Annotated in this window: 4 protein-coding genes and 1 pseudogene; 3 read left to right on the forward strand and 2 right to left on the reverse strand. The window is 56.1% G+C overall.

Annotated elements, in window-relative coordinates:
- Positions 1 to 870, reverse strand: an 870-nt coding sequence (locus AUR66_RS15580; protein ID WP_058573181.1) for a DUF6610 family protein, incomplete at its 3' end; no start/stop codon positions are given.
- Positions 871 to 1,103: 233 nt separating this feature from the next.
- Between AUR66_RS15580 and AUR66_RS15585 the strand changes: the two genes are divergently transcribed.
- The 3 genes and pseudogenes from AUR66_RS15585 to AUR66_RS15595 all read left to right on the forward strand — a co-directional run bounded on the left by AUR66_RS15585 (position 1,104) and on the right by AUR66_RS15595 (position 3,424).
- Positions 1,104 to 1,412: a toxin-antitoxin system TumE family protein gene (locus AUR66_RS15585; protein ID WP_058573177.1), complete on the forward strand. Its 309-nt coding sequence runs from the start codon at positions 1,104 to 1,106 to the stop codon at positions 1,410 to 1,412.
- Positions 1,399 to 1,839 carry an HVO_A0114 family putative DNA-binding protein gene (locus AUR66_RS15590; protein WP_058573178.1) on the forward strand — a complete coding sequence of 147 codons (441 nt, stop codon included), beginning with the start codon at positions 1,399 to 1,401 and terminating at the stop codon, positions 1,837 to 1,839. Before AUR66_RS15585 ends, AUR66_RS15590 begins: the two co-directional genes overlap by 14 nt.
- Before the next feature lie 296 nt (positions 1,840 to 2,135).
- A pseudogene (locus AUR66_RS15595) lies at positions 2,136 to 3,424 on the forward strand (RNA-guided endonuclease InsQ/TnpB family protein).
- 80 nt (positions 3,425 to 3,504) lie between these two features.
- Here AUR66_RS15595 and AUR66_RS15600 read toward each other — a convergent pair.
- Complete coding sequence (locus AUR66_RS15600; protein ID WP_058573180.1) at positions 3,505 to 3,768, reverse strand: DUF7389 domain-containing protein; 264 nt, start codon at positions 3,766 to 3,768, stop codon at positions 3,505 to 3,507.
- Between the last annotated feature and the right edge of the window lie 60 nt (positions 3,769 to 3,828).

Below are 3,828 nucleotides of genomic sequence, written 5' to 3' on the forward strand. Positions count from 1 at the left end.
CGACCCCATCCAGACGTCGTCTTCACACTCAGCACAAGTTGACGAGTGAAGGTTGTCCGGCGTCGGAGGTTGATACTGTGTCTGGCTACCGTACTCGGTTGGTCCCTCCGGCCAGACCCCCTGCTTCTCCCAAAACGAGCGCACGTGGCCGAGCCCGTGACGGACCGTCGCTCGGACGGTCAGGTGGTCGACGTCGCGACCGCTGTCGTCCCACCCGTTATCCGTCCAGAACTCGCCGAACTGTGCACCACGATGGAGTCCGTTCCAATCGAGGCCGACGATGTCGGCCGGTGGGTCGCCTGTCAACGTCGGTTGCGTCAACTGGTCGATAACCGCGAGTTGTTTGGGTGGACTGCCTCCAAGGATGTGGACTCGACGGTCTCGCCAATCCACTGGATCTGAGAAGTCGTGTGCTAAGGTATCCGCGTACCCACGCGAATAGCCAACGACGATATCGTCTGGAATCTCTTCAAGTGCCGCTTTGCATTTCGGGACGATGACGAACTCCGTGTCGGGGACGCGTTTTTGGAGGTCTCGCACTGCTCGAACGTACGACTGGGCTTCGGCACAATCGTAGGCGTCACCGATGATACCGACGTCGGGTTTGTGTTCGAGGACTCGCTCCGTGTAACGGTCGAGATCTGGATTTCTGAAATCGTTATCGAGCATGCCAACTGGCAGCTTGAGATTGAGGAATTGCTGTTGTTGGTAGCTGCAGTCCTCTCGAAAGCCGGTAAGGAAGCCGAGGTTCAACGCGTCGATGGCAAATGGCACGCGATGAAGGAACGCTACGTACTCCGCCTGGCGGGCGTTGGCGTAGGACTCTGTTGCGCTGTCGCTGCTCGCTTCTGAGATGTCGTGAATGGACACAGAGAGTCACCTGCGGGACTCTGCCGCCCCGCACCTCTCAGGGGCGAAAGAATACTGCCGCAGGGTGTTTTAACCAACAAATTTGAATCGGCCCCCACTCTGTTGGTTAATCTTCGAACAAGCAGCGGGCGGCCGTCTGGGTGCCGGTGGGCGTTTGCTGATTTTCGTTGATATTGAGGCACTGTTGTTCTCGACAACAACATTTATGCTGATGTGGTGTATAACAACATTAGATGACCGGGAATGGCGCGAAACGAATCATCGATCAAACGATCGACTACCCGGAATCGGATCGATTCGCGCATATCTCGGTTTGGTCCGTTCCCGAGTCAGAAGCCTACCCCGAGGGAATCAAGTACAGCATGCACTACGGGAATAAGGCGGGAGACACGATTCTCCGTTACGACAACGCCCATCCGGAGACAAAAGGCCACGAACGTCACGTTGGCGAGGACATCGACGGCGACTACGAGTATCCCGGCAGTTACGTCGAGGTCCTGCAGCGATTTCGACGCGAGGTGAACGAATATGAGCAAGACTGAACCAGCCAATGATGGACCGAACGACCGCCGGACGCTGACCGTTCGGGTCGGCACACCTGACAATGCTTTCGATGCGGTTGAAGCACAGCTCGCAGCCCTTGAAGCGGGCGATGAACCGGAGCCACTCTATGAGGTTGTCCTCCAGCGGGAGGAAGATCTTCAACGATTGCTGTCAGCAAGAAACGTCCAGCTCCTGCAAACCATTGCTCGTGAAGAGCCACAGAGTATTCGTGAAGCTGCACGACTCGTCGGTCGGGACGTCCGGCAGGTTCACGACAACCTCTCGGAGCTCGAAACACTCGGACTAGTCGAGTTCGAGCAGGTTGGTCGCTCGAAGAAGCCGACGGTGTGGTACGATGATATCAATATCGAACTCCCGGTTGCGATCACTGATACAGAACCAGTTGATGATAGCGCCAAGGCCTGAGATATCTGTTTGTCCCTCACCGATACGATTCATTCTTCCTGTGTCCGAATCTCCTATGCTTGGTGTTCGAGCCGCCGGAGAATCCGAACGCGCTGTTGATTCGCGTTCTCGTAGGTGACATAGGCTCAAAGCGTCGCCATGTCGTGGATGGTCACGATAGCTGCGTCGATGAGGTGGGTGGTCGGTACTTCAAAGATTCGAGGCAGGATTCCACGGGTCACCCGACCCGTTGAGGAATGCCGACAACAGATCATATAAAAGCTATTAACTAACTACACTACTCTTTTGAAGGTAGAGTGGACGACTACCTGAGACGCACAGCTATCACTCGCCTCTCCGTGAGCGACGAGCAAGCCGACGTGCTTGAAGCCACGATTAGTGACTGGAAACATGGGGCCACCCTTGCCTCCCAATTCGGATGGCAAGAAAACGAGGGCTCAAAATACGGGCTCCAGAAACTCGCCTACGACGACGTACGCGAAGAGACTCGTCTCGGGAGTCAACACGCGATACTCGCCACTCACCAAGCCGCAAGCGCACTCACGGGCGTCAGAGAACTCAAAGACAACGGCCGCAAGGTTTCCTGCCCAGAGTTCACGAGTCCAACCATCAAGTACGATGCAAACACGCTGACGCTCTTTGACGACAACACGGTCTCGCTCACCACAATCGAGAATCGAGTCCGGTGCGAACTCGTTCTCCCGAAGGATGACGACGGCTACCAGTACCAGTTCTTGAACGACGACGCGTGGAGCGTTACAGAAAGCACACTCACCGCTCGTGACGGCGACTACTTCTTACACCTCGGGTTCCGAAAACCAAACCCGTTCGATAAAGACGAGTCTCCTGCCGAGGACAGAACAGTTCTCGGAGTGGACTTAGGCATCGAACACCTCGCCGTCACCAGCACTGCTCACTTCGAGTCCGGGACGAAACTGGTTCACGACCACGAGCAATTCGAGCAGGTCCGTGGTGGACTCCAACAGACCGGAACGCAGTCGGCTCACCGAACACTGGTTGGCCGAGACGACCGCGAAGAACGCTACTCGCGGGACAAACTCCACCGAGTCTCAAACGCGATTATCGAGGAAGCCGTTGGATACGAGTGTAGTCACATCGTGTTCGAGGACTTATCGTACATCCGTGACGGGATGCCGAACGCGAAGAAGTTCCACCAGTGGGCGCATCAGAAGCTCATCTCGTTCGTGACATACAAAGCCGAAGCACTCGGTATTCGTATCGAGTTCGTTGACGCGGCGTACACGAGTCAGCGATGTAGTGAGTGTGGTCATACAAGCCGTGGGAATAGGCCTGTGCAAGCACACTTCGAGTGTACGAAATGCGGAAAAACACTTCACGCGGATTATAATGCGGCAAAGAACATTGGGTGGCGGTTTGTCCGTCGTGGGCTAAATGACTCACGGCGGACGGGCAACAGTCAACTTGCCCTGAAGTCAGGGACAGTGAGGCCGAATCGGGGATTCATCCCGTACTCAGTACCGAGTTAGACGCCGAGAACACTGACAAGCCCCGGGTCACCCGACCCGGGGTTGTTGACGACGCTGCTCCGGTGTCAGACCGGTAGATGTTGTTGATTCGGCTGAGTCGTTCTGCATCGAGTTTTACCTCCAGCTATCTTGCCCGAAAACCAGCTCTCTGAGCGCCCTATTCTGTCTCGTCGTCGGGCTGAATCTGCCGAACGTCCTCGGCGAGGGCGTGCAGATACGCCCGCAGCGTGTCCATGTCCTCGCGAGCCTCTGCAAGCGTTTGTGCTTTGACTTTGGCCGTCAGCTCGTCTTGGTCTCTCGTCGCCGTTCCACGCTTCAGTTTCACCGTCAGTGAAACGCCGACGTCACTGCGCTCGACGTATTCCGTCTGGGTTGCTTCCTCTCGATTCGATTCCGTTGCTGTTGGGTTGTCGTCACTCATTGGTCTACTGCGAGGGTTCTCTGTCCCCCGCACCCCTCTGGGGGTGAAAAAATTCACTCG

This window comes from Haloferax profundi, from assembly GCF_001469865.1.
GTDB lineage: Archaea > Halobacteriota > Halobacteria > Halobacteriales > Haloferacaceae > Haloferax > Haloferax profundi.

Excerpts from the sequence above, each read along its gene's own strand:
- AUR66_RS15585 (WP_058573177.1), top strand. The coding sequence starts at position 1,104 with ATGACCGGGAATGGCGCGAAACGAATCATCGATCAAACGATCGACTAC.
- AUR66_RS15590 (WP_058573178.1), top strand. The coding sequence starts at position 1,399 with ATGAGCAAGACTGAACCAGCCAATGATGGACCGAACGACCGCCGGACG.
- AUR66_RS15600 (WP_058573180.1), bottom strand. The coding sequence starts at position 3,768 with ATGAGTGACGACAACCCAACAGCAACGGAATCGAATCGAGAGGAAGCA.